Consider the following 26,911-nt stretch of genomic DNA (forward strand, 5'->3'; position numbering starts at 1 on the left):
ACTTCAAAACAAATGTTCAGCCCGGCAGAATAACGCAAAACAGGGCTTCGGTTTTAAAACTAGGTCGGCAAGTTTCGCCCTGGCAGGGTTTTAAGCCCGTTGGCAATGGTTTTCAGTTCTTTCCAGTCTGTGGCCTTTCGCTTTTGCAGCATGGGCCAAAGTTTCATGAGCAATTGGGCGGTGGCCAATACATCGGCTGCGGCCTGGTGGCGCTGTTCACATTCAATGCCGTAACGCTGCATCCACACATCCAGCGGAAGCTGGTGATTTTCCTTGTGCAGCACCGCAGCCAAATGCTCAAGATCGAGCCAATGCCGATGTGTTGTACGACCCAGCACCTTGCGCATGGCTTTGTTGATCAGGATTTCATCAAACCAACTGTGAAAAGCAATCAACGGCGAGTTGCCCACATAACGCAGGAATTCAGACAAAGCCACTTCCGCCTTCACCCCTTTTTGCTGCGCGCCAATGCCAATGCCGTGAATCAAAATATTGTTTTTGTCGATGGCTTCAAACTCGATCATGTCGACGATTTCGGGGGGCTGTTTGATAACCACTTCAAACGTGTCCGTGAGCGAAATTCGCGGGCGTCTTTGCGCATCAAACTCGATGGCAGTGGCCGCAATCGAAATAAGGCGATCTCTTTTCGGGTTCAGGCCTGATGATTCAACATCTAGCACCACCCAACGGTCAGGGTTTGGGCTGGAAAAATCAAGCGTTTGAACCAGGCGGTTCCTGATGTAGCTGGCCCAGCCTTGCGTGGGCAGCAACTGGCCTTGCAAAGTGGTACTCAACGCATGTGCTCCATCTCGATTCGCTGCTGCAAGCGCCGCCCTACCCTGAAACATTCCTTCAATATGCGGCGGTCAATGTTGTCGAGCACGTCGTAGTTCACCACATTGGGCTGATCGGGCAAGTTGGGTACGGCCACGCCTTCATCAAGCTGTATGCGAAGGCGCATCATTTGCAAGAACTCAAAGGCGCTCACCCACGCGTCGCGGCGCTGTTCCTCTACGCTTAAACGCTTGGCCACGGCCTCGAACCGACGGCGGGTATTGACTTCATCAATGCCAAAAACCAGCGAGAAAAAGCGCGCGGCATCGACAAAGACCGCTGTACCCTGCTTTTTCAAATCAAGCGTGCGAATGTCTTCAATTTCGGTGGTGTCTATGCTGCCATGCCAGTTCAGGGGTGGGCGAAAACGCATGATGTTTTCAGCCAGCAAGCGCAAGAAGATCGTAGACTCCTTGGCGCGGGTCACAATGTAGTCCCGAAGTGGCTGCGCCAGCTCTTTGTTGCCTGCCAGCGCGCGAAGATCAAAGAATATGTTCACACGCAGCAGGTTCTCGGGCGTGGCTACATCGATCCATCGCGCAAACTTGTTCAACCACTCGCCCGCAGTCATGCAACATTCGGGGTTGCTGGCCATGATGTTGCCTTTGCACAAAGGGTAGCCGCACTGGTCCAGCGTTTGATTCACCTCTTTGCCAAAAGCCAGCCAACGTGGTCGGTCCACTTCAGGCTGATCGCTAATAAACAGCAAGCCGTTGTCCTGGTCTGTGGCAATGGTTTGCTCCGAACGGCCTTCCGAGCCGAAACTTAACCAACAGTAACTGTTGGCATCAATGCCCATCCGGTTACCCACAACCTCAAGAATGCGTTCGGTGAGCACATCGTTCAAGTGGCTGATCAATTCAGTAAGTTGCTTGGCAGCAATGCCCTGGCCCAGCAGGTTTTTGGCAAAACTGCGAATGTCATTGGCGCAGGTTCGCAACATATCGGCGTCTTGCGCTGAGCGAATGTTGCTGCTGATCTGTTTCAGCGACAAACGCTGCATGGCGAAAATATCGCGCTCGGAAACAATGCCGCTTAATTTCCCGTTGCGGGTTACCGGCACGTGGCGAATGCCAAATCTGGACATGAGCAGGGCTGCATCTTGCGCGGTGCAACTTTCATCCAGGGTATGAACCGGGGTGTTCATGACCTCCGAAATCAGCGAGCTCAAGGGCTTTTGGGCCATGGCCACGCGCGACAACACATCCTGGCGAGTCAAAATACCCTCCACCACCATAGCCTCATTCACCACGATCATGGAACCAATCCGGTGCTCATGCATCACTTCCAGCACCTGCTTCAGGGGCGTGGTGGGTGCGCAAGAAAAAGGTTCGTGACGGCATACATCGCGCAAGGGCTTTTCAAGCGTTTGCTCGGCCAGGGTTTGAGAGGAGTAAGCCACCTGAATCGCTTTTCTGGACAAATCCAGAAACTGCATGGTGCGCCGGGTTAAATAGTCGGAGAACACTGGGCTTTTACGCGCCAGGGCTTGCACGCTGTCGAAGGTAAACATCAGGCAGAAGGTGTCTTCCCGGGCGCTGTAAGTAGCTGTAACTGCGCGTTTGGCAAGAAATGCGTTGACTGGAAACATTTCCCCGGCTTCGTATTGAAACCCGGTGGAAGACAGGTCGGCCAAGCCTTTGCGGCCCACGGCAGAGCCCTTTTCAACATAATAAAGAAACTGGGGTGGGCCGTCCTCGGGCCGCACAATCACTTCGTTGGGTGCGAAATAAGTTTCAGCGCAGCCTTCAAGCAGGCAGTCCAGGTCGCGAAGCGGAATTTCACTGAACGGCGCGTGCTTGACCAACCTTTGTTTGATGTAGTCCAGCATTTGCCCGCTGGGGCTGGTACTGGTTTGGGCTGAATCAGGGGCAGCAACCCCCGAATCGGCCACAGAAGCGGCATTCGGTCGATTCACAGTCTCTCCATTTGCTGGGCTAAATGGTTTTTATAATGGTTTTCCCTATTGTAGCCTTTGCACCTTACAAAAAGCTTGTTTCTTCCAAGCCACGTCACTTGAAAATAGTGCTTGCTTTGCGCCTGTGCCAGGAATATATTCGCGCAACTCTCCCCCATGGCTGTTTTTTCCCGAGGTTAAATTGCAGTCAAACCCCACCACAATTGTTGTTGACGGCGCAGGCGTTGAAGCCCTTTGCCAAAGCTGCGGCGTGTGTTGTTCCACGTTCAGAATCAGCTTCTATTGGGGCGAAACCACGGCAGCCGAAGGCGGCGTGGTGCCGGTTGAACTGACGGAGCAAATGAACCTGTACCGCAGCTGCATGAAAGGCAGCTCGCAAACCAAGCCACGTTGCATTGCACTATCGGGCAATATTGGCGAGTCAGTCAGCTGCACCATTTACGAAAACCGCCCCTCACCCTGCCGCGAATACGATGTATTTGACGCCCAAGGTGAATTGAACCCGCGTTGTAACCAGGCTCGCGCCAAACACGGCCTGGCACCATTGAATGTGCGCTTTGTACCGGTTGCTGGTGTGCCTGACCACATTACTTTGCCTACACCTGAAATAAAACCCGGCAGCTAATCAGCTTGCACCACTGAATGTGTCTTGATCGTGTTCGGTAAGCGCAGCACGAACAGCCTTTGCATTGTCCAAAGCCTGTGCATTGTCGCCGTGTACACACAGGGTTTGCGCCGTGACCACGCGGCTTGAGCCATCCAGGCACTGCAATGGCCCGCCCCGAACAATCAATTCAGCCTGTGCCTTGACCTGAACCGGATCATGAAGCACAGCGCCAGGCTGGCTTCGAGGTGCCAGCGCGCCGGTGCTTAGGTAAGCCCTGTCCGGGAAGGCCTCTTCGATCACCTCGATGCCAGCAGAACGCGCCCAAGCCACCAAGGGGCTATTGGCCAAAGCCAGCAGCTTCAGGTGCGGAAAAGCATGGGCCAGATTGATGAGTAGCTCGGCCTCGGCCGCTTGAAAGGCCGCATCGTTGTACAACTGCCCGTGGGGTTTGAAATGCGCAGGGCAACACCCCAACTTCGTGGCGATGTTGTCGAAAAAATCCATTTGCCGTTTCAATTCACCCAGCAACTGTGCAGTTGAGCCTTCGGGCTTTTGACGCCCGAACCCGGCTCGGTCCGGATAGCTGGGGTGGGCGCCCACCTGCACGCCATGTTCAAGCGCCAGCATGCAAGCCCGGCGAATGCTGTGTTCATCGCCAGCGTGCCCGCCGCTGGCAATATTGGCCCAGTCAACAATCTTGAACAGGGTCTCGTCGTGGGCACAACCTTCGCCCAAATCTGCATTAATCCACATGGGTAGTTGCCTTGTTGTATTCAATGGCCTGCTGGTAGCGTTTGCGGTCGAGTTCATGCCTGGCCTGTAGACGCTGCGCCTGCTGTTCATTGACCAATACCCAGCTTACGCTTTCCCCACCCCCAAGTTGTGACAATTTCCAGAGATCACATGACAATACACTGCCAATACGTGGGTAACCGCCAGTAACTTGGGCTTCACACAGCAGCACAACCGGCTGCCCGCTAGGTGGCAACTGCACCAAACCCGGGTGCACAGCATGTGAACGCAAAGAAACCTCATGCTTCAGTGACAAAGGCGATTCAAGGGCCTCCAGCCGATACCCCATTCGACTGCTTTGGGTGCCCAAGCTGAAGTGTTGACGGGTAAACAGGTGCTGCGAATTTTCGCTGAGTTCAAAAAATTCCGGACCAGGCAAAACATGAAGCACCAAGCAGGCTGAATGTTCAGTGCGGGCCAGGGGCATGGCCAAACGAACACCATGCCGAATACTGGTGGTGAATTTCCGGGCAAAATGTAGTTCATCACCCACTTGCAAGGCCCGGCCTTGTAGCCCCCCAAAACCAGCGACAAGGCAGGTACTGCGGGAACCCATCATTTCGGGCACATCCACACCACCTTGCACACAAAGCACATTCCAGAAACCCAGGCCTGGGGGCTGGGTGCGCAACACATCACCCTCCTGCAAACCCAAAACCTGACCACACAACACTGGTTTGTTGTTTAACAAGGCATGCGCACCCCGGTTTGCAAACAAAACAAGGCATGGCTTGGCGCATACAAAATCGAATTGACCCATCAGCTCCAGGCAAGCCGCATTGGCCTGGTTGCCCAAGGCAAGGTTGGCCAGGCTGAACGAAAAAGTATCCAGCACGCCCCCGATCGGTACACCCTCATGCTGGTAGCCCCAACGCCCCAGGTCGCTGACAATGCCCTGCCCTTGAGCCCTGACCACTTTAAGCATAATCAGCCCGAATGAATTGAACCGTGTCACCGGCCTTGAAAAGGGACTGCCCCTGCTGATCGGTGCGTTCAGGATCAAAAAGCACCTGCTCAACATGCCCCAACAAATGCCAACCGCCTGGACTTTCCCAGGGGTACACCGCGCAGTAATGGGCAGCGATGGCCAATGTACCCGCCGGCACCCGTGAGCGCGGCGTTTCCCGACGCGAGAAATGAAGCGGTTTGGGTAAACCTGTGAGGTAAGCAAAGCCGGGCAGAAAGCCCAAAAATTGAACGGTATAAATGGCGCTGCAATGCAGGTCAATCACCTCAGTCGGGCTTAACCCGGTTTGCCCGGCCAGCCAGGCAAGGTCTTGCCCGGCAACGCCACCGTAGTTCACAACAATGTGGTGGTGGCAGCCTGGGGTGTTTGCAAGCAATGTGGCTTTCCCGAATTGGCCGAGTATTTGGTGGAGTTGATCAAGCAATATTTCATGTTTCCCGGCGGCAAGTATTGGACTCGCAAACAACACGGTAATTGATTGATCCGCCTGCACGCACTGACAAGCTGGCCAAGCCAGAGCTTGAATGGACTGGATTAACTCTTGACGAAACACCGCCAATTCCGTGGCGGGCATGTAATTCTCGGTCGCAGAGCTATCTGTGGCCCAGTCTATCTGAATGGCACGATCGGAAACAAAGTAAGCCCTGGGCATGGATGCTCAACGTGTCAAGAAGCGAGGGGTTCAGTTTAAACACAAAAAAAGCAGCCAAGGGCTGCTTTTTTTGCGATGCGCGAATCACTTTACACGTTTAGGCGGCGGCTTGTCTGTCCTGATTTGCCTCGCCTGCCTCGATGGTTCGAAGACCCGATTCACCAATCGGAATTCGACGTGCTTTCATTTGCTCAGGAATTACCTTGCGCAACTCGACCACCAACAAGCCATTTTTCAGGTTGGCACCTTCCACTTGCACGTAGTCGGCCAGGTTGAATTTGCGCTCAAAACTGCGAAATGCAATGCCTTTGTGCAGGTACTGTTTGCCCTCTTCATCCGCTTTGCGGCCACGCACGGTTAGCACGCCACGCTCGACTTCCAGTTCGAGCTCTTTTTCCTCGAAACCCGCGACGGCCACACTGATTTGGTAACGGTTTTCTTCCAGCGCCTCGATGTTGTAAGGAGGGTAACCAGTTGAAGTGTCTGCACGCATTGCGGCGTCCAGAATGCTGGCCATTCGGTCAAAACCAATGGTGCTGCGGTACAAAGGGGTAAGGTCGATTGTTGCCATGATTCATTCTCCTGAGAAGCAAAAAATCAGTTATTCAAAATGTGCGGAAACTCTCTTGGAGACATTTCCCACATTCCTGATTTATGAACCAACCCTGAAAATTTCAAGTGCTTTCTTTGCAATTTTTTCAGGTCAAAACAGATCGCCGTCTACGTAATACCAATGCCCGTTTTCCTGCACAAAACGGCTGCGCTCATGCCGGCGACTGGCGGGCCCATTGTTGGGTTTGTAACGAGCCACAAACTCTACTTCGGCTTTGTTGCCCAGTGGCCAGTGCCCTTTCACATTCAAGCCCAGCCATTTGCCTTGTGCAAGTTCCTGCTGCAAATCGAGCTGCTTGGGGCGCGTGCTGATGTGCCAGGTTGACAACACATAGTCACTTAAACCCAAGGCGTAGGCGCTGTAGCGTGAGCGCATGAGCGCTTCGGCCGTGGGTGCCAACCCAGTGTGAAGATGAAACGGTTGGCAGCAGGCTTGATAAACGCCGTTGCCGCAAGGGCAAGGCTGTATTTTATTTTTTTGGACCATGTGGAACAAAAGCAATGAAACAGGCAGATTTTTCATTTTAGACTGAAGCCAGAGACAGCCAGCCTTAGACCAACAACAATGACCACCAACAATGACAATTAAGCCTACACGAGTGCATGCGTTTAATCATGCCGATGCCTTGGGCCATCACGATGCAGTGGCCCTGGCGGGGCAACTTCAACGCGGCGAAACCAGCGCAACTGCATTGGTTCAAGCCGCGTACCAACGACTTGAATTGGTGAACCCCGAACTGCATGCCACCGCGTGCCTTCAAGAGGAAGCGGCATTGGCGCAAGCCCGTTTTTACGACGACGTAGGCAACTTCAGGGCGTTTCAGGGCATACCGGGCTTTTTGAAAGACAACCTGGATTTGCAAGGCTTACCCACTCGGCACGGTTCAGCCGCCATGCCCGACACGGCGAGAAAGCACACCAGCGCCGTGGCACAGCAGATTATCGACACAGGCGTGGTGCTGCTGGGTAAAACAAAGCTGCCCGAGTTCGGGCTTACCGCCACCACCGAGTACAGCAAAGCCGAGCCAGCACACAACCCATGGAACATTGGGCACAGCACAGGGGGTTCTTCGGGCGGTTCGGCTGCTTTGGTGGCAGCGGGTGTGGTTCCAATTGCCCATGCAAACGACGGCGGTGGCTCCATTCGCATTCCCGCTGCATGTTGCGGGCTGGTGGGTTTGAAACCCAGCCGCGGGCGTTTGGCCATGAATGAAATGGCGAAAAGCCTGCCCATCAATATTGTCAGCGACGGGATTGTGTCGCGCAGCGTGCGGGACACTGCGGCGTTTTTCGCCCTGGCTGAAGAGCATTACAAAAACCCGACACTGCCACCACTGGGCCACATCACCACCCCTGGCCGCAAGCGCCTGAAAATTGGCATGTTCACCCAGAAAATTTCTGGCGATGAAACAGATACCGCTTGTGTGGAAGCGGTGCATAAAGCTGCTGCCCTGTGCGAGGAGTTGGGCCACGAAGTGCAGGAAATCAAGGTCCCCATCAGCGCCCAGTTTGCTGACGATTTCTTGCTGTACTGGGGCATGCTGGCCGCATCCATTTCACACTTGGGCAAACTGGCAATTGATCGGCACATGGACACCGGAAAGCTTGAACCACTCACCCACGGTTTGGCCAAACATTTCACGCGCAACCTGCTGAAATTTCCGTTCGCTTTGCGCAGGCTTTATCAGTTTGAAGCGCAATACGCCACGGCATTTGCCGACCTGGATGTGCTGCTGAGCCCCACACTGGGCCAGCCCGCACCGCCGCTAGGTTACCTGGCACTTGATCTGCCTTTTGAGCAAGCACGGGAAAGGCTTGTTAACTTTGCATCATTCACAGCTGCTCAAAACGTGGCAGGGGCGCCAGCCATCAGCCTGCCTATGCACCACACGGCTGAAGGTATCCCCGTCGGGGTACATTTTGCCGCGGCCATGGGGCATGAATTCAGGCTGATTGAGCTTGCCCTTGAAATTGAGCAAGCCCAACCATTCAAGATGCTGGCATGAATTCCAGGTGCGCTTTGTAAACCAGAGAGGCCCGGTCGACCATGGGGCAGTGGCCTGTGTTTTCAAGCATTAAATCGACAATCGCGGGTTGAGCCTGTTTCAACACAGCCAGGCCGCTGGGGTGAACCAACTGGTCTGAATCGCCCCACACCACCATCAACGGCACAGTGGTTTTCTCCACCATCTCGTTCAAACTAACATTGGCATCCGGGTTCACGAATTCCATGAATACCCGGTCGAGCAGTGCCTTGTTCTTGATCGACATACGACCAAAATACTTGCGCATGAAACCAGGCATGGGCGGCGCCTTGCCATTGAAACAAAGATTGACCACCTTCTCGTATTCTTCAAAATTGGTGGGTGCAAGGATAATTTTTCCTTCGTCGGCAAACGCACGCCCGATGGCGGTGTGCTCGGCACCTTTCACCCCAGCGGGGTTTAACAAACAAGCGCTGAGAACCCGGTTTTCAAAGTTGGCGGCCAAGGCACCTGCCAAATAGCCGCCCATGGAGTTGCCCATGACATGGAAATTCTTAACGCCCACCGCATCCAGCCAACGCACCACCCGATCAGCCTGCTCCGCAATATTAAAACGGGCGTTGCTGGGGCGGTCAGATTCGCCAAAACCAATCAGGTCTGGAATCCACACGGTGTAATGGCGCATCAGACGCGGGGCCAGTGCCAGCCAGTTTTCCTTGTTGGCGCCAAAGCCGTGCACCAACACCATGTCGGGCCCCTGTCCGCCTTTGAAATACGCGGTGCGCCCGTCTACGGTATTGAGGCTGCTTTTGATCAAGCCCATTTGTTTGCATTTTGAGTCGATCAGTTTGCGGCACAGCCAGTTCATAAACGCATTGCTCATTGTTGTTTCACCTGTCTCGTTGTCTGGTTTCTTCTTACATGCTCAATGGCTGCTCGCTGATCTCGCTTACAGCAATTGGATGGCTTAGTTTTTTTCGCGGTTCATCAACAATACATTCACTGGGATCGATGTCTGTGGGAAGCGTCGAAACCTTCTGAAAAAGATTGCTTGATTTGAATAGGAGGATGTTCAAAATGAAAGCAAATGAACTACTGGAACAAATTCGCGAAGCCAATTTATCTTACCTGCTTCTGGCCAAACAACTCATCAACGAAGACAAAGCCGAGGCCATCATTCGCCTGGGTATTGATGAAAACACAGCCGACCTGCTGGACCAACTGACCACCGCACAGGTTTTGCGCATTGCAGCAAACGACGTGCCCATGTGCAGCATTCGGTTCGAGGACCCTGCCGTGTGGAAACTCCTCTGCGACCACGGAAAAGAACGCGCAATTTCAGGCATGCATGCTGCCATTTTGATGGCTGGCCGCAGCGCCCAAATTGCAGCTTAAGCGCACTTAGAAAACAACCGTGGTTCATGCACCTGCGGGTGCGCTGGAGAACAAACATGTCCAAGATTAAATCTTTGATGGCTGAGGCCGTGCAGATCAAACTTGCTTCTGACTTGATCAAGCTGGACGCCCGCTTGCAGGTTCTTGAAAGCGAAACCCAATTGTCGCGTGAACGCCTGATTCGCCTGTACAAGGAAATCAAGCAAAAATCGCCACCCAAGGGCATGCTGCCCTTCTCCACAGACTGGTTCATGACCTGGCAACCCAATATTCACTGTTCGCTGTTCATGAATTTTTACTCCACTTGCATCAAGCACACCGACCTTGAAGACGGCGAATGCCTGGTCAAGGCCTATAAGCTTTATCGCGAGCAGATCACTGCCTTGGGCCTGCCCGAAGTGTTGTCCCTAACCCGCGCATGGCGCCTGGTGAAGTTTTTTGATGCTGGCATGTTGACCACCACGGCCTGTAAAACCTGCGAAGGGAACTTTGTGGTGCACACCTATGACCTAGTAGGTAACTATGAGTGCGGTTTGTGCAACATGCCTTCACGGGCAGGAAAAACCAAGCAAGACGCAGCCACCCGCTTCTTCAATGAAGAAAGCATGCTCGAAACCGCTTAAAGAATTGAATTGCAGTGCCGTTGTACCAAGCAGTAGCTTGTTTTTTGTCTCTCTCCCCTGTCCGTAGTACAAGGACACTTTAAACACCTGTCAGCGATTGCTCACAGGTGTTTTTTTTAAGCCATGAAGCGGGCAAGAATTTGACGGCTTCGGGCGTCCAGCGCAAACATGTCTTCGATGATGAACTGCATGCCATTGGCATGCGTCAGCACCAGCCGGCTACCCCCCAAGCGTCGAATGCTTTCATCTGTGGGCAACTCAAACTTGCAGGGTCCTTTGTCAGTTTCCAGGGTCCAGATGCTTGGTGTGGAGTAGGTGGATACCGAGGTAATTTGAAGCACTGTGGGCCTGAATTCGCGCACCGCCAGGTAGTTTTTCACCACGGCCTGCGAGTCGGCATCCAATTGATCAAGCCGGTCCAGCCAGGCCAATTCTTTGCTGTACTCATCCACAATCGAAATGCTTTCGTCAGGTGCAGAGAACGGAAAGGCCAGCACTGGCATCACCTGGTCTGCCACCAATTCATGACCTTTGTACAAGGCCAGCTTGCCCTGTGTTGATTCACACAATCGCCAGTCAGTCATATTGGGCTTGCTCCTGCTTCAGTTTTTCCTGGGCCTGGTGCAAATGCCAGAAGTGTGATTTCGCCGCCAGCAATTCATCGTGCGGGCCTTCTTCCACCACCTTGCCACGGTCCATCACCACAATGCGGTCGGCTTTGCGCAAGGTTGAAAGCCGATGTGCAATCGCAATAGTGGTTCTTCCCTGCACCAGGTTGTCCAAGGCCTTTTGAATTTCCTTCTCGGTTTGCGAATCGACCGAGCTGGTGGCCTCGTCAAGAATGAGAATTTTAGGATCGATCAACAAGGCACGCGCAATGGAAATTCGCTGCCGCTCGCCCCCGGACAAGCTTTGTCCACGCTCGCCCACCAGGGAGTCATAACCGTGCTGGAGGCGTAAAATAAACTCGTGAGCATGCGCAAGCCGCGCTGCCGCGATGATTTCTTCACGGGTGGCATCGGGGCGCCCGTAGGCAATGTTTTCAGCAATGGTACCGAAGAACAAATAAGGCTCTTGCAACACCAGGCCGATGTTTCTGCGGTAGCTGGCCATTTCAATCTGACGAATGTCAATGCCATCGGCCAGCACTTCGCCATCACTTACATCGTAAAAACGGCACAATAAATTCACCAACGTTGACTTGCCAGAACCACTGTGGCCCACCAAACCGACCATTTCACCCTGCTTCACCTTCAAGTTCACACCATCAAGCACTTGACGACTTCCGTACCGGAAAGACACATTGCGCAATTCAAGCTCGCCTTTGAGCTGATCAATGTGCACAGGGTTCTCGGCTTCTGGCACTGACGACTTGTAATCGAGAATATCGAAAATCCTTTTCGAGCCCGCTGCCGCTTTTTGGGTGACAGACACAATTCGGCTCATGGAATCAAGCCGCGTGTAAAAGCGGCCAATGTAGGCGAGGAAAGCCGTTAACACACCCACCGTGATGTCATTGTTCATGATCATCCAAATACCGGAGGCCCAAATCACCAAGATACCCAGCTCAGTCAGCAGGCTGACCGTGGGCGCAAACAGCGACCAGGTTTTGTTGATGCGGTCATTCACCTCGAGGTTGCGGGTGTTGGCCTTCAAAAAGCGATCCGACTCCCTGCGTTCTTGTGCAAAGGCTTTTACAACTCGAATACCCGGAATGGTGTCGGTCAAAATATTCGTAACCTCACCCCAAACGCGGTCAACTTTCTCAAAACCTGTGCGCAGCTTTTCGCGAACCAGGTGAATCATCCAGGCGATGATTGGCAAAGGCAGCAAAGTCAGCAAAGCCAGCTCGAAATCTATGTTCATGAGAATGATGGCAGTCATCACGATCATGATCACGTCGGTGATGAAATCGAGCGCATGCAGTGAAAGGAACAAATTGATTCGGTCAGTTTCCGCACTCACGCGCGCAATCAAATCGCCTGTGCGTTTCGCGCTGAAATAATCCAGCGACAAACTCATCAAATGATTGAATGTGGTGGTACGCAAATCCGAACCGATACGCTCGGAAACCAAAGCCAAAAGGTAGGTTCTTGCCCAGCTCAAGCCTGCGGCAACCACAGCCGATATCAACAAACCACTGAGATAAAACGTAGCCAGTTCAGTGTTCATGGGTTGGCCGTTCTGGAATGGAATCAGCACTTCGTCCATCAGCGGCATTGAAAGATAAGGCGCCACCAGCGTTGCGGCAGTTGACAGCAATGTCAGAATCAGCCCGGCGAACAAACGCCAGCGATAAGGGTGAGCAAAGCGCCACAGGCGCAACAATGCACGCGAGGAAACTGGTTCTTCGAAACCGGCCTCATCCAATTCTTCATCGGCCAGCAAGCGCGGCACCGGGTGCTGAATTTGGGCAGTGTGTGCTGTGCCCTGCTCGAATTCGCGCACGGCGGTTTCAAGCAACTCGACAAATTCCTCGAGCGCACGGTGCAAACTGAAGCTTGCATAGAAGCGAAACACCTGCCCGGAATCGACCTGAATCAGGACCGTAGAAAGACCGGAATGATCGGACATGGAAATTTTCTCAATACTTGAGAAAGGTGCTTTGAAAACAGGCACCTGTAATTCCTTGTCTACCACAATTAATTCATGGGCGTTAAAGGCTACAAGGCTGCGAGAAAACTCACGCCGAGTATTCATGTCAGCCACAAACACCGCTTGGGTTGGTGAACTTGCGGCCCAAACCTCTGAAAGGCGTTGTACTTCGTTTTCAGACGGTGAAAATCCAACGATTTTCAATGAGATTACCCCCTCAGTTCGCGAATTCGCTGATGTTACACCACTATTTCCAGCGACACGGAGTTAACATTGATCGAAAATCCAATCCTCGAAAACAAACCTGCCGACACTCAGCTTATGACGCAAAAACGCCTTGTAATACTCCGAACCATGTGGCTTGACGGCCCGAATATCTGGACCTATCGAAGTTGCATTGAAGCGTTGGTGGATATTCAAGAACTGGAACAATTTCCTTCCAACCTGTTGCCAGGATTTTACGAGCGATTAACGGCTTTGTTACCCGGTTTGGTTGACCATCGCTGTGGAATTGGTGAACCGGGAGGATTCCTCTTGCGGGTTCGCGAAGGCACCTACGCGGCCCACATGCTCGAACACATCGTGATTGAACTGCACACGCAGGCTGGCCTTGAAGTGGGGTTTGGTAAAGCCCGGATGACCAGCAAGGAAGGCGTGTACAAAATGGTGTTTCGCACCCCCGACCCGGTCGTTGGCATGGCTTGCCTGGAGGCGGGTGTGCGTTTGTTGCACTCTGCAATCGAAGGTGCGGAGTACGATCTACAGGCCGAGCTGAAAGTGATCAAGCACCACTGCGACATGCATGGCTTGGGGCCCAGCACACAACATATTCTGGATGCGGCTTACGAGCGTCGCATTCCGATTGTTCGCCTGAACGACGGCAATCTGGTTCAACTGGGCCACAGCAACAAGCAGCAGCGAATCTGGACTGCCGAAACATCCAAAACTTCAGCCATTGCCGAAGGCATTGCCGCCGACAAAGACCTGTGCAAGGAGCTGTTGGCGCAATGTGGCGTACCCGTTCCTGAGGGGGAAATGGCCAAGAGCCCCGAGCACGCTTGGGAAATTGCACAGGATATCGGCGTGCCCGTGGTTGTGAAGCCAGTCGATGGCAACTGGGGGCGCGGCGTTTCACTTGAGCTGACCAAAGAAGAAGATGTAAAAACTGCATGGCCACTTGCGGACAAAGAAAGTTACACCGGCGTTATTGTTGAAAAATTCATTCGCGGAACCGAACACCGTGTTCTTGTCGTGAATTACCAAGTGGCTGCCGTATCGCGTGGTGAATTGGTTCATGTGGTGGGCGATGGAAAGTCGACCCTGCAAGAACTTTGCAACCAGCAAATCAACACCGACCCGCGCCGTGGTGAATCTGAAATTTTCCCTTTGCGTCCGGTCAATGTGGAAAAAAACCCGGCTGTATTTCTTGAAGTACAACGTCAGGGATACACAGCAAGCTCTGTAATAGGCGATGGCGTGAAAGTGTTGATCGAGCGCAACAGCAACGCATCCGAAGACGTCACTGATTTGATTCACCCCGAAATTGCACGCTTGTGCTGTATGGCTGCCCGCGTGGTGGGCCTGGATGTGGCGGGCATCGACCTGGTATGCGAGCACATTGACCAATCGCCCAAGGGGCAATCGCTGGCGGTGGTTGAAGTCAATGCTGGACCCGGCTTGCTTATGCACATCAAGCCGGCGAAAGGCCAGGCCCGCAACGTGGGCAAACCGATCATCGAATCGCTGTTCCCAGGTGACGCCAACGGCCGGATTCCTACCATTTCTTACTCGGGCGGCCTTGAAATAGAAGGTTTTGGCCCTGAACTCACAGAAATTCTTGAAGACCAGGGACACAAAGTGGGCCTGGCCTGCGACCAAGGCCTGCTCATGAATGGCCGCACCATCAACAAAGCCCCTTCAGCGAACTGGCAATCGGGCCGCAACTGCCTGATCAACAAAAACCTGGACACCTTGGTGATGCAGGTTAAGGCCAGCACCATTTTGTCGGAAGGCCTGCCTTACGACCGTGCCAGCTTGGCAGTCATCACCAGTCTCGGTGCTATGGATGGGCTGGATGAATGGGATATTCTGACCAAAGAGCAGCACTTCAATGTGATGCGCACGGTTGTAGACCTTGTACTGGGCAGCGGCCACGCAGTTGTAAACGCAGACGAAGTCAGCTTGCTGCCATTGAAAGACCTGTGCGATGGAAAGGTGATCTGGATCAGCAGCACCGCAGACAACCCCATTGTTGCGGAACATGTGAAAAACGGAGGGATGGCTGTGGTGTACCAAGGTGAAAGCATTCACTTCATGGGTAGCCGGGCCGAGGCAGAGCAACGCAGCCCGATTCCGCTGAAACAGCCCCCAGTGAGCCTTACAAAAACACTGGCACTTGCAGCCGCTGGTTGGGCAATGGATGTGCCACACCACCTGCTGCGCGCCGATCTTCGGCAGCGCTATTAAACCCAATGCTGATGCACTCAACAGGTTGATGAATTATGAAAATTGAACGCATTCGCGCCCTGCGCGGCCCCAATTTGTGGAGCAAAAACACCAGCATGGAAGCCTTGGTGTTTTGCGAGGAAAATGAGCGCCTTTACGACCGCTTTGCCAACATAGAAATGCGTGTTCGCAGCGCCCTGCCCGGCATCGGCTCGCTACGGGCCACCGGGTTCGAGCAAAGCAACATTGCTTTGGCGCATATATTAAGCCGCGCAGCTTTGCGTTTTCAGGTTGAGGCAGGGTCACAAGTTACCTTCGCCCATGTGGCCGACAACATCACCACCGGCTACTTCCGGGTGGTGGTGCAGTACGAAGAAGAAGATTTGGCCCGTGCGGCATTTGAAGAAGCGCACCAACTTATTCTGGCTGCGCTGGCAGGCGACGATTTCGATGCCAATTCAGCGATTGAACGCCTGAAAGAAATTTATGAAGACTGCAAACTTGGGCCAAGCACTGGCTCGATAGTAAATGCTGCCCTGCGCCGCGGCATTCCCATTCGCCGCCTTACTCAGGGCAGCCTTGTGCAACTGGGCTGGGGTTCAAAAGCGCGCCGAATTCAGGCTGCAGAAACCGACACAACCTGCGCCATTTCTGAAGAAATAGCCCAGGACAAAGACCTGACTAAAACCATTTTGTCCGCAGCCGGAATTCCCACACCCCGCGGCAAACTGGTGAAAACATTTGAAGAAGCCCTGGAAGCCTTTCGTGAACTAACAAAGGCCACCAACAAAGGTGTTGTGATCAAACCCAGCGACGGCAATCAAGGCAAAGGCGTAACTGTCAATATTGTGGACGAAGAGCACTTGCGGGTTGCCTTTGACGCTGCAAAAAAATACGGCAGTGGCGTGCCCATCGTCGAGGAGTTCATTCCCGGCCACGATTATCGCTTCCTGGTGGTGGGCGACAAACTGGTGGCGGCCGCACGCCGCGAACCTCCTTCTGTGGTTGGGGACGGCGTGCACACCATTGCCCAGCTGGTCGAAATTGAAAACCGCAACCCCTTGCGTGGCGAGGGTCACGGCAGTGCATTGAGCAAACTTCGCCTGGATGAAATTGCCATTGCACGAATCAAGAAACAGGGCTTTACAGCTGAATCGGTGCCTGAACAAGGCGTGCGGGTAGTACTTCGCAACAACGCAAACCTGAGCACCGGCGGCAGCGCCACCGATGTGACCGACAACGTTCACCCTGCCATGGCAGAAATGGTGATTCAGGCCGCACAGCAAATTGGTATTGAGGTTTGCGGTGTCGACGTGGTGTGTGAGCGCGTAGACGAATCACTTGAATCGCAAGGTGGCGGCATTGTTGAATTGAACGCTGCACCGGGCTTGCGAATGCACTTGGAGCCATCGATTGGCAAGGGGCGCGATGTGGGCGCAGCCGTGATCGACCTGATGTTCAAGAAAGATGAAAACGGCCGCATTCCAGTGGTAGCAGTCACAGGCACCAACGGCAAAACCACCACGGTTCGCCTGATCGAGCAAATTCTTCGTTACCACAATTTGCGCGTTGGCTTTACCGGCACTGAAGGCGTGGTGGTGAATGGGCACCTGATCGACACAGGCGACTGCAGTGGGCCGAAAAGCGCACACAAGGTGCTGGTGCACCCCGAGGCCGACGCTGCCGTACTTGAATGTGCGCGTGGTGGCATGCTGCGTGAGGGCTTGGGCTTTGACATGTGCGATGTGGGGATTGTCACCAATATTGGCGAGGGCGACCACCTGGGCCTGAACTTCATTGACAGCGTTGAAGACCTGGCCTTGCTAAAAAGCGTGCTGGTTCAAAACGTGGCCCCCAACGGTTTGGCCGTGCTGAATGCAGATGACCGGCATGCCGCCAACATGGCCAAGCTGACCCCAGGACGCGTGCTGTTTTTCACCAGCAACCCAGACAACCCGATTGTGGCCGCGCACAAAGCCAAAGGTCGCCCTGTGATTATTCACGATGGCCGCGTTATCAACATCAGCTACGACGACATGGAAAAAACCATTGACCTGATGGATGTACCGCTGACCAACAATGGTTTATTTACCTTTCAGGTGCAAAACGTGATGTGTGCTATGGCCGCCGCCTTGGGCCTGAACGTGCCATTCAACACCATTCGTGCCGCGCTCGGGAGCTTTCAGTCTACTCCCGACACGGTGCCCGGCCGCTTTAACTTCTTCAAGCACAAAGGGGGCTCTGTGATTGCCGATTACGGCCACAACCCCGATGCAGTGTCGACACTGGTCAACACGCTTAAAAACATCCCGGCCGTTCGGCGCACCGTGGTGATCAGCGCCGCAGGCGATCGCCGCGATCAGGACATCACCGAGCAAGGTCGTTTGGTGGGTGGGTTTTTTGATCACATTATTTTGTATGAAGACGCCTGCCAGCGTGGCCGCCCAGATGGTGAAACGCTGGCACTGCTTCAACAGGGCATAGCACTTGCCTCCGGCGACAAAAAACCATCCGTGGTCGAAGTACGCGGTGAATTCAAGGCCATTCAAATGGCGCTGGACGAAACAGGCCCAGACCACTTGGTGTTGGTCTTGATCGACCAGGTCAATGAAGCATTGCAATACCTGCAGGAAAACACCACAGGCGAGCCCGCACGGGTATCTGCTTAAAGGCCAAGCCGCTTGAGCATGCGGTGAAAGTTACCGGAATCAAGCCCAAGCTGCCTTGCAGCTGCGGCTCGATTTCCATCCGTGTTATCCAGCACCTGCTGTACCAGGGCCCTGGAAAAAGCATCCACAGCATCCCGGTAAGGCATGCCTTCTGTCGGGGTGACCATTCCCGCATTCGGAATTGTTGCAAGGCCTTGGGCAGTCAGGGCATGTGTGTGCCCTGCTTCACTCACAAGGTCCAAGTGCTCTAGTTCTACAGTCACCATGGGGCCTGGTTCATCCCGGCGCGCTTTCAATGCGGCTCGCCCCAAAGTGTGTTCCAATTCCCGCACATTGCCCGGCCAGCTGTAGCGCTTCAGGGCAGCCTCGCACCCCCGCCCCAAGCGAAGGTTTCGCAAGCCCAAACGGCTGCGGTTCTGCTCCAGAAAATAGCCAGCCAGCAACACCACATCGTCTCCGCGTTCGCGAAGTGGCGGAATGTGCAAAGGGTAGGCACACAAACGGTGATACAAATCAGCCCTGAACCGCCCTGCTTTCACTTCAACCGACAAATCGCGATTGCTGGCTGCCACAATACGCACATCTACGCGATGCTCCCTGTCACTGCCCACGCGTTGCACCTGTCCGCTTTGTAAAACCCGCAACAGCTTGGCCTGTGCCGATGCGCTCAGTTCTCCCACTTCATCCAGAAACAAAGTACCACCGTCGGCCAATTCAAACTTGCCTTGGCGATCGCGCTCTGCACCAGAAAATGCGCCTTTAACGTGGCCAAACAATTCGCTTTCAATCAATTGATCTGGCAGTGCCGCGCAATTAATCACCACCAAGGGTAAACTGGCCCGGCTGGACATGGCGTGCAAAGCTTGGGCCACCAATTCTTTGCCCACACCAGTTTCTCCGTGAATCAGAACCGCCAGTTGACTGTTGGCAACAGTCAAAATTTCATGTTTCAGTTCACGAATGGGCATGCTGTCCCCGATCATTTCACGGCGAGACAGCTGAACACCTTCCAGAGCATTCAAACCATTGCCCTCACCCTGCCCCAGCGACAAAGAGTTCGAATGTCGCTCAGTTTTTTCAGTCAGTTCAGCCACATGCACAACCGCCTCGCCCAAACGTGCAAACATGGCCATGGCGCGTTCAACTTTCACATCAAAAACACCGGCCTTCAATGAGTCCAATGTAATGGCACCCCACAATCTGCCATTCACATGCAGGGCGCAACCCATACAGTCGTGCACATTCAAATCCCCGGCGTGCACGCCTTCAAGCAATCCATCATAAGGGTCGGGCAAGGTGGACTTGTTCGGGAAATGCGTCACCCCCCGGTAAGTCACAATCGCATTCAAACGTGGATGCTCATTCAATTCAAAGCGGCGCCCAAGGCTGTCGGGAGTCAAACCACGAACAGCCAGTGGCCTCAAGGCCGAGCCTTCCTTTCTCAGCAAGGCACATGCGTTGCCGGGCAATGCTGCAGCCAGGGAATTGACATAGCGCATATAGCGGGTTGATGGATCAAGGTCTGCGCCCAGGTCTTCAATCACTGCCAACACAAAACTGGACATTTCCACGGTTTGATACCTTAATTGTTAATTTAACAACCATTGTTTTAATCACAATATCAAATCGCTGTTGATCAAACAATGATTTGAAATATTTAACAAAATCATATTTCTTATTAACTTTTATTTTCAATAACTTATTAACAGACAATGGGTTGGCATGCATCTTGATAGTGTTTGTCACTGAGAATCATGAGTCAGTTTACAATCGAACAGAAAGGAAACACAGCATGTCAGTCAGCACAGAACAGAAACAGTGGATCAAGGCAACCATTCCCGCACTTGAACAGGGTGGCGAGGCATTGACCACGCACTTCTACAAACTGATGTTCAGTAAATACCCTGTTACTGCCACCTTTTTTAATCCCGCACACCAGCAAAAGGGCACTCAACCCCGCGCCCTGGCCAATGCAGTTCTGGCCTACGCCAAACACATCGACAACCCTGCCGTGTTGATGAACGCGGTTACCCTCATCGTCAACAAGCACGTAGCCCTGGGTGTCAAGGCCGAGCACTACCCGATTGTGGGCGAATGCCTGCTGCAAGCGATGAAGGAAGTATTGGGCGCCGCGGCCACACCTGAAATTATCGACGCCTGGGCGGCGGCTTATGGCCAGCTCGCCGATATTTTGATCAACGCCGAAGCAAATCTGTATGCCAAACAAGCCATGTCCACCGGAGGGTGGGAGGGGCAACGTGCTTTCACAATTGCCGAAAAAGAGCAAGAAAGCGAACTGGTCACTTCTTTTTATCTGAAACCTTTGGATGGCAAAGAGATCATGGCTTTCAAGCCGGGGCAATACATCACCCTGCACCTGAACGTGAATGGCACAACGGTCATGCGCAACTATTCCCTGTCAGACGCACCCAACGGGCAACACTATCGAATCTCGGTCAAGCGTGAAGAAGGCGGCGTGGTCTCCAACCATTTGCACAAGCACCTGGCCGTGGGCGACACAGTACAACTAAGCCCACCCTGCGGTGAGTTTGTACTCGATGACAGCAAAGACCCCTTGGTGCTAATTACTGCTGGTGTTGGGCTGACCCCCGCCATCGCCATGCTGAAAGCAGCCGCAGGCCAACGCGAGATACGATTTATTCATGCCTGCAAGAATGCAGCGCAACACTCTTTCAAGAACTTGACCGAGCAATTAAGTACCCAGCACAGCAACATCACTGCCGAGTACATTTATGAAAATCAGGATGGTTTACTCAACCCCCAAACCATTGCGAAAAACCTGCCCAACAATGCACAGGTTTACTTTTTGGGCCCAGTTGGCTTTATGGGCGCAGTGAAGAACATGCTGGGCAAGCTGGGCGTACCTGCCGAGCGTCAGCATTTTGAGTTTTTTGGGCCTGCACAAGCCATTTAAAGCCATTCAACAATCAGACTGACAAGCCTTTGGCATGGCCCGAGGCTTGTTTCTGCACAAACTCAAGCAACTCATCAATTTGAAACGATTTGTCAAAAAAGGCCTTCGCGCCCAAGCTTAAACAACGGTGTCGAATTATCAAATTTGAATAGTTGGAAAAAACCACAACGCCAATTCGTCTGTTGTTCCCATCCAGGCTGTCGTGCAGGTTTTTCAGCACACCCAAGCCAGTACCAGACCGCAATTCCAGGTCCACAATTGCCAAATCGGTGTGATCATCCCTCATCACCGCCAAGGCATCGTTTTCAGACTCCACACTGGCAATAACCTCAACACTGGGAATTTCGCTCAACATGGCCTGTAGCATCGCCTGCAATTCAATCGAGTCTTCCACCAGCAACACACGCAAAGGCAATGAATTTGTACAATTCTGTTTCATGGGCAGACACCTGCAACGCCCCGCCAGCACGAGGGCCAGCAGGGCACTGGGTTAAAGTCGGCTCAATCTGAGCTTATGACTTGGGCTTCAATTCAATCTTGTTGGAAACGGCTTTCACGCCTTCCACCTGCTTGGCCAACACCTCGGCACGCTCAACCTCTGCTTCAGTTCTGGCCTCGCCCGACAGCACCACTACACCTTGCTTGGTTTCCACATTCACACGCAAGGCGCTCACGGTTTCGTCCTCTGCATGTTTGGCCTTCACCTTGGTGGTAATGGTGGCGTCATCCACATACTGTCCCACTGCTTTCATGGGTTCCTTCCCCTGCTCGGCTGCGTACACAGGGCTCAACGCAGACAACGCAACACCAGAGGCGATCAAGGTTTGAGTGATCAATTTTTTCATGGTTGTACTCCTTCAAGGTTATTGAACTGACTACTGACAAGAAATCGAGATCAAAGGTATGTATTGATCAAGCTTCATGCGTTCAATACTACGGAGTGTCCAAACGTTGATCTGTCCGACAAAGACGATTCGCTTGTAGGACCAGTCTGGCCTACCCACCTGATAACAACACAAGGAATATTCAAATGATTAGACTGGCCATTGTTGATGACCATGCAATTGTGCGTGCAGGATTTCGGGAAATGCTCAATGAAGAACTGGGCATGTCCATTCAGTTTGAAGCCGGCACCGCAGAAGAAGCCCAAAGCCTGCTGCGTCAACACAACTGTGATGTGTTGATGCTTGACCTGTCCTTGCCCGATCAAAATGGCATCGACCTGCTGCGGGCAGTCAAACAACGCCATGAAGAAACACAGGTGTTGATCATCAGCAGCTTCTCAGAAGAACGCTACGCCTTGTCCATGATTCGTAGTGGGGCGAGTGGCTACTTGTGTAAAGACTGCGACCGCAGCGATCTGATCAATGCGATCCACACAGTGGCGCAGGGTCGGCGCTATATTTCCGCCAACACAGCTGAACTATTGGCCCGTGAAATGGCTGGCGAAAGTGACAAGCCAGCGCATCAGGAACTGTCTGAACGAGAAATGCAGGTTTTCATGCGCCTGGTGAGGGGAGAAAGTGTGTCTACAATTGCACAGGCACTGCACCTGAGCGTAAAAACAATCAGTACTTATCGGTCAAGGCTACTTGAAAAACTGGGCGTGAACAGCAATGCCGAGCTGGCCACCTATGCGCACCAACACTGCTTGGTGCTTGATTAAGCAAGCCAAGGTTGTTTAAATGGGCATGTGCACTTCAATGCGTGTGCCTTGGCCCATGCATGAAGCAAGTACCAGCCGTGCATTGAACATTTGGGCGCGGTGTTTCATGCCCGCAATGCCATGGCCATGCAACTCGATGTTGTCGGTGTTAAAACCAATGCCGTTGTCACGCACACTAAGAACTACCATTCCCGGCTGTTCAATCAAGCTCAACTCAACCTTGCTGGCTTTGGCGTATTTCCGGACATTGGTCAACGATTCCTGCGCCACACGAAACAAAGCCAGCGATTGCTCTGGCGACAAGTTCACGGAATGCTCAGAAAAGTGCATCTCCACTGGCATGTCAATTTCAAACTGCTGCCCCAATGAGCGAAGCGCTTCAACAAGACCGAGACCCTTGAGCAAAGGGGGCTGAAGGTCATCGACCAAACGGCGCGTCAGTGAAATGGTGCTTCCAATGTTTTCAATCAAACGCAGCATCCGCTCTTGAATACTGTCGTCCACGTGTGCACCCAACGATCGTCGCAACCAGCTGGCGTCCATTTTCGCAGCAGTCAACGCCGACCCCATTTCATCATGCAACTCGCGGGCAATGTGCTGGCGCTCCGCTTCCTGCGCAGTGGTCAGGTTGGTTGCCAAATTGCTTAATTCAACGGTGCGCGCCTGTACCTTGGCCTCAAGGCGACTGTTTTCCGTTTTCAACAACTCCTGAATTCTGGCGCGCAATGCCACCTGCCTTTGTTGCACCACAAACAGGCTTAGGATCAGCAAAAGCGAGGCAGCACCCAGCGCATACCCCACATACTGAATTTTCCCGGCGCGCGCCAAATACATGTTTTCAAGATCCTGATGCGCCTTCTCCCTTCGCGCTTTTAGTATCGCAAGGCGAACCCGAATCTCGTCCATCAGTTGCTTGCCAAGCTCACCGTGCTCTTCTGACACAGCCACAGGTGCCTTGCCCTGGCTCAACATATCACCAAGGTACTGAAACTTCGCATCCACCAAACGCTTCAAGTCCTGCAAATCGGCATGGTCATCCGAGCCTGGCGGAATATCGAAGTTCATAGAGGCCATGAGTGGCTCCAACCGCGCCGCAGCACTGCGGTACGGCTCAAGATAGATATCGTTGCGCATCAACAAAAAAGACAATGCGCTGGCTTGTGCATCCACCAGCAATACCCACAATTGGTCCAGACGATCTATGCGCTTTTGATTGATGTCCGACAGGGCCACCACCTCGGCATTCATTCGGGAATGGGTATAAGTGATACCCAACAAGGCAAGCACCATCACGCAGCCAAACGCCAAAAGCCAGTAGGGACGAATTTGACGTTTGACGGATGACGGCATGGTGCTAAGGTTTGGACTTAATCAAGTTAAAAACGAACGTGACCACTGCAAGCACGATGAAAATGAAAAACAAGACCTTGGCAATTTCCACTGCGCCCGCAGCAATACCGCCAAAACCAAACAGGGCTGCAACCAATGCAATGACAAAAAACACAACAGCGTAGTGCAACATAGTCAACTCCTCGGGTTAACAAACGGTTGACGCCTACTGTAAAAGCCATTTGCGAGAAAGTAGGTCGGCCTTCTCTGAACATGGTGTAAGTGACATCCTACAAACCACAAAAAAGCCCGCTTAATCATCGGTTTGCGGGTGGAGAAATCAGTTAAATTCAATTTAAATCATTACGTAACAAAATCACCGTGATTCTTGTCATTGCAAACCCCAAAGCCGGGTATCTCAAAACACGCAACTCAAGTGGCAGTCTTGCGGAAATTCACCGCATCTTGGGCAATGCCGGGCATGTGGCATTAACTCAAAATGCCGCAGAACTGGAGCAGGCGCTTTTGTCCTACAAAGACGCCCCACCCTCGGTCATTGTCCCCTTTGGTGGCGACGGCACGGTTTCAGCGGTACTGGGCGCTGCAGCCAAGGTGTGGGGAGACCACGCAATACCGGCCATTTTCCCCTTGCATGCGGGCACCATGAACATGATTGCCTGGGACGTGTACCCAAAAACAGCACCTCTCAAAGCCCTGCGGTGGTTGGTTGAGCACCAAGCAGACACGCACCTGCACAGCTCGCCGCGTTACCCCATTAAAACCTCCAGTGCACAATATGGCTTTGTGTTTGGTTTTGGCGTCACAGTGAACTTCATGCATGCTTACTACAGCATGGGCAGTGGTCCAATTGCGGCTACAAAACTGTTGGCCAAAATAGCGTGGGGAATCATTCGACGCAGTCCGTTCGTAGAAAACCTGTTCTCTACGGTCAAAGGGCAGCAAGCTCGCGACAATGCCACACCACAAAGGTTTGCATGGCAGGCCTGCTTGGCGCTCAGTATTCAGTGCTTGCCATTGCGGTTTCGTGTTTCTACCAGTGGCGGTAACAAAGCCAAACAAGACATGTGCCTGATTGCCGGTGTACCGAACAAACTGCCTCTGGTGCTAAATTTGATCAGAATTTGGTTCGGTGCCATGCCGCGTAGCATTGGCGTGGAACGAAGTACCGTAGCCAAAATTGAATTTCAGTTTGATTCGCCCACAGCCTGGCAGCTGGATGGCGATGTGCACGCGCCATTGTCTTCGATTCAAATCAGCAGCGCCCCGGCAGTGCAGTTTGTGGCGATGGAATAAAAAAAGGGATCCCAAGCGGGATCCCTTTTTCATTCTGGCGGAGACGAGAAGATTCGAACTTCCGATACCCTTTTGGGGTATGCTCCCTTAGCAGGGGAGTGCCTTCGACCACTCGGCCACGTCTCCAGAAGGCCGAATTATACACGGTTTCGGCCAAAATGTTGAATGCTGGCGCAAATCGCTTTCACGCAAATTGCACCGCATTCCCATCACTCAAAACTCAGCCCAAACTCCAGTTCAAGCCGCTTCTTTTTCCAAACCGAAGGCCTTATGTAGCGCACGAACTGCCAATTCCATGTACTTGTCGTCGATCAACACCGACACCTTGATTTCAGATGTAGAAATCATCTGAATGTTGATGCCCTCTTCCGACAAGGTTTTGAACATCAGGCTGGCCACGCCCACATGTGAACGCATGCCGATGCCCACAATCGATACCTTGCACACGTTGGTGTCGCCCGCCACTTCACGTGCACCCACGCTACCCTGAATCTTGTTTTTCAACAAATCCATGGTTTTGTTGAATTCGTTGCGGTGTACGGTGAAAGTGAAATCGGTGGTGCCATCCGAACCCTGGTTCTGAATAATCATGTCCACGTCGATATTTGCCTCAGCAACCTGACCCAAAATTTGGTAGGCCACACCGGGCTTGTCAGGCACGCCACGAATGGTCACTTTTGCTTCATCACGGTTGAAAGCGATACCGGAAACAACAGCCTGTTCCATATGTTCATCTTCCTCAAAAGTAATCAGCGTGCCAGACACTTTTTCTTCGTCCAGCGACATCATTGGGTCGGTCAAGCTAGAAAGCACACGAGTGGGCACACGGTACTTGCCTGCAAATTCAACGGAGCGGATTTGCAGAACCTTTGAGCCCAAAGAGGCCATTTCCAGCATTTCTTCAAAACTCACAACGCGCATGCGGCGTGCCTCGGGCACCACGCGGGGGTCGGTGGTGTACACCCCATCCACATCGGTGTAAATAAGGCACTCAGCCGCACCCATGGCGGCAGCAATGGCCACCGCAGAGGTATCAGAACCACCACGACCCAGCGTGGTTTGGTTACCCGCCTCATCAATGCCCTGGAAACCGGTGATGATCACCACCTTGCCAGCATTCAATTCGGCTTTCACTCGAGTGTCGTCAATCGACTCAATGCGTGCTTTGGTGTGGCTGCTGTCGGTTTTTATAGGTACTTGCCAGCCAGAGAAACTGATTGCTTCCAGGCCTTCAGCCTTCAAAGCCATGGCCAACAAGGCAACAGATGCCTGCTCACCTGTGCAACACAGCATATCGAGTTCTCGGGGATCAGGCTCAGCCTGAATTTCCTTGGCCAGGCCAATTAGACGGTTGGTTTCGCCAGACATGGCCGATGGCACCACCACCATTTGAAAGCCCGCGCGATGCCATTTGGCGACACGCTTGGCTACATTCTTGATACGTTCTGTGGACCCCATGGAGGTGCCACCGTATTTATGTACTATCAGTGACATAGTCAGATCGCCCTGCACAAATAAAAAGCGCGAACCATTTCGCGCTTTTAAATCAATCAGTTGAACATTTTACCCCAAG

25 protein-coding genes and 1 tRNA gene are annotated in these 26,911 nt (G+C 53.0%); 9 read left to right on the forward strand and 17 right to left on the reverse strand.

Features of this window, described 5'->3' with window-relative positions; translation table 11 throughout:
• Positions 1-59: 59 nt before the first annotated feature.
• A complete protein-coding gene (locus B4C79_RS12145) occupies positions 60-794 on the reverse strand; it encodes a 3'-5' exonuclease (RefSeq protein ID WP_171098896.1) in 735 nt (244 codons plus the stop codon).
• The gene (locus B4C79_RS12150) at positions 791-2,752 is read right to left on the reverse strand and encodes a DUF294 nucleotidyltransferase-like domain-containing protein (RefSeq protein ID WP_105028986.1); all 1,962 of its coding nucleotides are present in this window, start codon (positions 2,750-2,752) and stop codon (positions 791-793) included. The genes B4C79_RS12145 and B4C79_RS12150 overlap by 4 nt, the downstream gene beginning before the upstream one ends.
• A 181-nt stretch (positions 2,753-2,933) precedes the next feature.
• On the opposite strand from B4C79_RS12150, the gene B4C79_RS12155 reads away from it, so the two are divergent.
• On the forward strand, positions 2,934-3,377 hold the full coding sequence (locus tag B4C79_RS12155; protein WP_171098891.1) for a YkgJ family cysteine cluster protein: 444 nt from the start codon (positions 2,934-2,936) through the stop codon (positions 3,375-3,377).
• Here B4C79_RS12155 and B4C79_RS12160 read toward each other — a convergent pair whose 3' ends face one another.
• From B4C79_RS12160 to B4C79_RS12180, 5 genes are all read right to left on the reverse strand, one after another.
• Positions 3,378-4,112, reverse strand: coding sequence for a LamB/YcsF family protein (locus B4C79_RS12160; protein ID WP_171098889.1), 735 nt, complete (start codon positions 4,110-4,112; stop codon positions 3,378-3,380).
• Positions 4,102-5,076 (reverse strand): biotin-dependent carboxyltransferase family protein, encoded by a 975-nt coding sequence (locus tag B4C79_RS12165; RefSeq protein ID WP_291740805.1) that lies wholly within the window; start codon positions 5,074-5,076, stop codon positions 4,102-4,104. Before B4C79_RS12165 ends, B4C79_RS12160 begins: the two co-directional genes overlap by 11 nt.
• Complete coding sequence (locus tag B4C79_RS12170; protein WP_291740806.1) at positions 5,069-5,770, reverse strand: 5-oxoprolinase subunit B family protein; 702 nt, start codon at positions 5,768-5,770, stop codon at positions 5,069-5,071. Before B4C79_RS12170 ends, B4C79_RS12165 begins: the two co-directional genes overlap by 8 nt.
• A 97-nt stretch (positions 5,771-5,867) precedes the next feature.
• Positions 5,868-6,341: an Hsp20 family protein gene (locus tag B4C79_RS12175; RefSeq protein WP_105028981.1), complete on the reverse strand. Its 474-nt coding sequence runs from the start codon at positions 6,339-6,341 to the stop codon at positions 5,868-5,870.
• Between the two features lie 132 nt (positions 6,342-6,473).
• Positions 6,474-6,905, reverse strand: coding sequence for a YchJ family protein (locus B4C79_RS12180; protein WP_291740809.1), 432 nt, complete (start codon positions 6,903-6,905; stop codon positions 6,474-6,476).
• 55 nt (positions 6,906-6,960) lie between these two features.
• Between B4C79_RS12180 and B4C79_RS12185 the strand changes: the two genes are divergently transcribed.
• Complete coding sequence (locus B4C79_RS12185) at positions 6,961-8,388, forward strand: amidase (RefSeq protein WP_291740811.1); 1,428 nt, start codon at positions 6,961-6,963, stop codon at positions 8,386-8,388.
• Here the strand turns inward: B4C79_RS12185 and B4C79_RS12190 are convergent.
• Positions 8,372-9,250 carry an alpha/beta fold hydrolase gene (locus B4C79_RS12190; RefSeq protein WP_171098883.1) on the reverse strand — a complete coding sequence of 293 codons (879 nt, stop codon included), beginning with the start codon at positions 9,248-9,250 and terminating at the stop codon, positions 8,372-8,374. The two genes, B4C79_RS12185 and B4C79_RS12190, sit on opposite strands and share 17 nt — an antisense overlap.
• Before the next feature lie 194 nt (positions 9,251-9,444).
• On the opposite strand from B4C79_RS12190, the gene flhD reads away from it, so the two are divergent.
• Positions 9,445-9,762, forward strand: a complete 318-nt coding sequence (gene flhD / locus B4C79_RS12195) for a flagellar transcriptional regulator FlhD (RefSeq protein WP_240605703.1) — start codon at positions 9,445-9,447, stop codon at positions 9,760-9,762.
• A 56-nt stretch (positions 9,763-9,818) separates the two neighbouring features.
• Entirely contained in the window at positions 9,819-10,385 is a 567-nt protein-coding gene (gene flhC / locus B4C79_RS12200) for a flagellar transcriptional regulator FlhC (RefSeq protein WP_168426962.1), read from the forward strand.
• Between the two features lie 116 nt (positions 10,386-10,501).
• On the opposite strand, the gene B4C79_RS12205 is transcribed toward flhC, so the two are convergent.
• Positions 10,502-10,969, reverse strand: coding sequence for a DUF1854 domain-containing protein (locus tag B4C79_RS12205; RefSeq protein WP_291741746.1), 468 nt, complete (start codon positions 10,967-10,969; stop codon positions 10,502-10,504).
• On the reverse strand, positions 10,962-13,085 hold the full coding sequence (locus B4C79_RS12210) for an ABC transporter ATP-binding protein (protein ID WP_105029862.1): 2,124 nt from the start codon (positions 13,083-13,085) through the stop codon (positions 10,962-10,964). The genes B4C79_RS12205 and B4C79_RS12210 overlap by 8 nt, the downstream gene beginning before the upstream one ends.
• Positions 13,086-13,253: 168 nt before the next feature.
• On the opposite strand from B4C79_RS12210, the gene B4C79_RS12215 reads away from it, so the two are divergent.
• Complete coding sequence (locus B4C79_RS12215; RefSeq protein WP_291741750.1) at positions 13,254-15,446, forward strand: cyanophycin synthetase family protein; 2,193 nt, start codon at positions 13,254-13,256, stop codon at positions 15,444-15,446.
• 35 nt (positions 15,447-15,481) lie between these two features.
• Positions 15,482-18,094 carry a cyanophycin synthetase gene (cphA, locus tag B4C79_RS12220; RefSeq protein ID WP_291741752.1) on the forward strand — a complete coding sequence of 871 codons (2,613 nt, stop codon included), beginning with the start codon at positions 15,482-15,484 and terminating at the stop codon, positions 18,092-18,094.
• On the opposite strand, the gene norR is transcribed toward cphA, so the two are convergent.
• Complete coding sequence (gene norR / locus B4C79_RS12225) at positions 18,091-19,659, reverse strand: nitric oxide reductase transcriptional regulator NorR (RefSeq protein WP_291752144.1); 1,569 nt, start codon at positions 19,657-19,659, stop codon at positions 18,091-18,093. The genes cphA and norR overlap by 4 nt on opposite strands.
• Positions 19,660-19,886: 227 nt before the next feature.
• Here norR and hmpA point away from each other — a divergent pair, with 227 nt between their 5' ends.
• Complete coding sequence (gene hmpA, locus B4C79_RS12230) at positions 19,887-21,029, forward strand: NO-inducible flavohemoprotein (RefSeq protein WP_291741036.1); 1,143 nt, start codon at positions 19,887-19,889, stop codon at positions 21,027-21,029.
• Positions 21,030-21,042: 13 nt separating this feature from the next.
• Here the strand turns inward: hmpA and B4C79_RS12235 are convergent, their stop codons facing one another.
• Both B4C79_RS12235 and B4C79_RS12240 read right to left on the reverse strand, forming a co-directional pair.
• On the reverse strand, positions 21,043-21,468 hold the full coding sequence (locus B4C79_RS12235) for a response regulator (RefSeq protein WP_105028972.1): 426 nt from the start codon (positions 21,466-21,468) through the stop codon (positions 21,043-21,045).
• 73 nt (positions 21,469-21,541) lie between these two features.
• A complete protein-coding gene (locus tag B4C79_RS12240; protein ID WP_105028971.1) occupies positions 21,542-21,874 on the reverse strand; it encodes a BON domain-containing protein in 333 nt (110 codons plus the stop codon).
• A 185-nt stretch (positions 21,875-22,059) separates the two neighbouring features.
• On the opposite strand from B4C79_RS12240, the gene B4C79_RS12245 reads away from it, so the two are divergent.
• On the forward strand, positions 22,060-22,695 hold the full coding sequence (locus B4C79_RS12245) for a response regulator (protein WP_291741039.1): 636 nt from the start codon (positions 22,060-22,062) through the stop codon (positions 22,693-22,695).
• Between the two features lie 15 nt (positions 22,696-22,710).
• On the opposite strand, the gene B4C79_RS12250 is transcribed toward B4C79_RS12245, so the two are convergent.
• Together B4C79_RS12250 and B4C79_RS12255 are read right to left on the reverse strand one after the other, a co-directional pair.
• A complete protein-coding gene (locus tag B4C79_RS12250) occupies positions 22,711-24,045 on the reverse strand; it encodes a CHASE3 domain-containing protein (RefSeq protein WP_291741041.1) in 1,335 nt (444 codons plus the stop codon).
• A gap of 4 nt (positions 24,046-24,049) precedes the next feature.
• Positions 24,050-24,217, reverse strand: a complete 168-nt coding sequence (locus B4C79_RS12255) for a DUF1328 domain-containing protein (RefSeq protein WP_105028967.1) — start codon at positions 24,215-24,217, stop codon at positions 24,050-24,052.
• Between the two features lie 188 nt (positions 24,218-24,405).
• On the opposite strand from B4C79_RS12255, the gene B4C79_RS12260 reads away from it, so the two are divergent.
• Positions 24,406-25,338: a diacylglycerol/lipid kinase family protein gene (locus B4C79_RS12260; protein WP_291741043.1), complete on the forward strand. Its 933-nt coding sequence runs from the start codon at positions 24,406-24,408 to the stop codon at positions 25,336-25,338.
• Positions 25,339-25,373: 35 nt separating this feature from the next.
• On the opposite strand, the gene B4C79_RS12265 is transcribed toward B4C79_RS12260, so the two are convergent.
• Positions 25,374-25,464: transfer RNA gene (locus B4C79_RS12265), tRNA-Ser, on the reverse strand.
• 111 nt (positions 25,465-25,575) lie between these two features.
• Positions 25,576-26,832 (reverse strand): aspartate kinase, encoded by a 1,257-nt coding sequence (locus tag B4C79_RS12270; RefSeq protein WP_105028965.1) that lies wholly within the window; start codon positions 26,830-26,832, stop codon positions 25,576-25,578.
• Positions 26,833-26,911: the final 79 nt, after the last annotated feature.

This window comes from Limnobacter sp. UBA7229 (assembly GCF_002473065.1).
GTDB classification, from domain to species: Bacteria; Pseudomonadota; Gammaproteobacteria; order Burkholderiales; family Burkholderiaceae_B; genus Limnobacter; species Limnobacter profundi.

Excerpts from the sequence above, each read along its gene's own strand:
- B4C79_RS12160 (WP_171098889.1), bottom strand. The coding sequence starts at position 4,112 with ATGTGGATTAATGCAGATTTGGGCGAAGGTTGTGCCCACGACGAGACC.
- B4C79_RS12165 (WP_291740805.1), bottom strand. The coding sequence starts at position 5,076 with ATGCTTAAAGTGGTCAGGGCTCAAGGGCAGGGCATTGTCAGCGACCTG.
- B4C79_RS12170 (WP_291740806.1), bottom strand. The coding sequence starts at position 5,770 with ATGCCCAGGGCTTACTTTGTTTCCGATCGTGCCATTCAGATAGACTGG.
- B4C79_RS12175 (WP_105028981.1), bottom strand. The coding sequence starts at position 6,341 with ATGGCAACAATCGACCTTACCCCTTTGTACCGCAGCACCATTGGTTTT.
- B4C79_RS12180 (WP_291740809.1), bottom strand. The coding sequence starts at position 6,905 with ATGAAAAATCTGCCTGTTTCATTGCTTTTGTTCCACATGGTCCAAAAA.
- B4C79_RS12185 (WP_291740811.1), top strand. The coding sequence starts at position 6,961 with ATGACAATTAAGCCTACACGAGTGCATGCGTTTAATCATGCCGATGCC.
- B4C79_RS12190 (WP_171098883.1), bottom strand. The coding sequence starts at position 9,250 with ATGAGCAATGCGTTTATGAACTGGCTGTGCCGCAAACTGATCGACTCA.
- flhD (WP_240605703.1), top strand. The coding sequence starts at position 9,445 with ATGAAAGCAAATGAACTACTGGAACAAATTCGCGAAGCCAATTTATCT.
- flhC (WP_168426962.1), top strand. The coding sequence starts at position 9,819 with ATGTCCAAGATTAAATCTTTGATGGCTGAGGCCGTGCAGATCAAACTT.
- B4C79_RS12205 (WP_291741746.1), bottom strand. The coding sequence starts at position 10,969 with ATGACTGACTGGCGATTGTGTGAATCAACACAGGGCAAGCTGGCCTTG.
- B4C79_RS12210 (WP_105029862.1), bottom strand. The coding sequence starts at position 13,085 with ATGAATACTCGGCGTGAGTTTTCTCGCAGCCTTGTAGCCTTTAACGCC.
- cphA (WP_291741752.1), top strand. The coding sequence starts at position 15,482 with ATGAAAATTGAACGCATTCGCGCCCTGCGCGGCCCCAATTTGTGGAGC.
- norR (WP_291752144.1), bottom strand. The coding sequence starts at position 19,659 with ATGTCCAGTTTTGTGTTGGCAGTGATTGAAGACCTGGGCGCAGACCTT.
- hmpA (WP_291741036.1), top strand. The coding sequence starts at position 19,887 with ATGTCAGTCAGCACAGAACAGAAACAGTGGATCAAGGCAACCATTCCC.
- B4C79_RS12235 (WP_105028972.1), bottom strand. The coding sequence starts at position 21,468 with ATGAAACAGAATTGTACAAATTCATTGCCTTTGCGTGTGTTGCTGGTG.
- B4C79_RS12240 (WP_105028971.1), bottom strand. The coding sequence starts at position 21,874 with ATGAAAAAATTGATCACTCAAACCTTGATCGCCTCTGGTGTTGCGTTG.
- B4C79_RS12245 (WP_291741039.1), top strand. The coding sequence starts at position 22,060 with ATGATTAGACTGGCCATTGTTGATGACCATGCAATTGTGCGTGCAGGA.
- B4C79_RS12250 (WP_291741041.1), bottom strand. The coding sequence starts at position 24,045 with ATGCCGTCATCCGTCAAACGTCAAATTCGTCCCTACTGGCTTTTGGCG.
- B4C79_RS12255 (WP_105028967.1), bottom strand. The coding sequence starts at position 24,217 with ATGTTGCACTACGCTGTTGTGTTTTTTGTCATTGCATTGGTTGCAGCC.
- B4C79_RS12270 (WP_105028965.1), bottom strand. The coding sequence starts at position 26,832 with ATGTCACTGATAGTACATAAATACGGTGGCACCTCCATGGGGTCCACA.